This window comes from Hymenobacter terricola, assembly GCF_017921975.2.
GTDB classification, from domain to species: Bacteria; Bacteroidota; Bacteroidia; order Cytophagales; family Hymenobacteraceae; genus Hymenobacter; species Hymenobacter terricola.
This window is the reverse complement of the sequence record NZ_JAGEMO020000188.1, coordinates 1-794: the sequence shown is the minus strand read 5'-3', so window position 1 is coordinate 794 and position 794 is coordinate 1. Positions and strand designations below refer to the sequence as shown.

The window sequence follows — 794 nt, the reverse complement described above, 5'->3', positions numbered from 1 at the left end:
AACCGGTGCAAGAGCGGTTGAAAGCTGTGACATAAGTTTCATACGTGCGCGCTGGTTAACTTGCGCCATAGTGTTAGGGTTAGCAACATGCGGATTGTATTCGCGTGCTATGGTTTCGCCACCAGAGGTGGAAAAGACGATTGAGCCAATTTTGCCCGTTGTCTTGCCGTAAAGAGAAGTAACTTTTCCCATGAAGATTGATATTAGTGAAACAATAGATAGTGTAAGAATGTCTGCCCCTCAATAAAAAGGGTGTTTCTCAACGTCTGCAAAGGTACAAATTTTTCTGAGGATGCGCAAAGTTAGCGAGGTGTCGGTGTTGGGTTAAGGAGTGGTGCATTCTGAGTGGGATTTGTTAAGGAGTTGAGGAAGTGTTTAACATTTGTTTGCATTTAGACGTTAACATTCTGTAACACTTCGAGAAAGAACCTTTAACAATTCGGGAACGCACCGAGCCAAAGGCGAGGGGCAAGATTTAACAAACTTTATAATTTCCCATACTCTATGTATTGACATTCTTTAACATAATGTCAATACATTTTTAACTTAATTTCTTTGGTTATGTCAATACATTTTAGTAACTTTGCAGTAAGAAAGGAGATAATAATATGTACAAAGTAACTTACAAGAACAAACAGAGACAGACAGAATGTTTTATCATTACTGACTATCAAAGAGCCATGCAGGGGGTATGTAAAGACCTACTGAACAAAGGCTATCAATTAACTATCAAGAAAATGGAGGAAAAGCAATGCTAACACGATTTGAAAACTATCTTAGGAACATAAAAGGCT

1 protein-coding gene is annotated in these 794 nt (G+C 38.5%); it reads right to left on the bottom strand.

The window, feature by feature from the left end:
* Positions 1-192 (bottom strand): hypothetical protein (locus J4G38_RS28205; protein ID WP_226164141.1); only part of this gene is annotated, 192 nt, incomplete at its 3' end.
* Between the last annotated feature and the right edge of the window lie 602 nt (positions 193-794).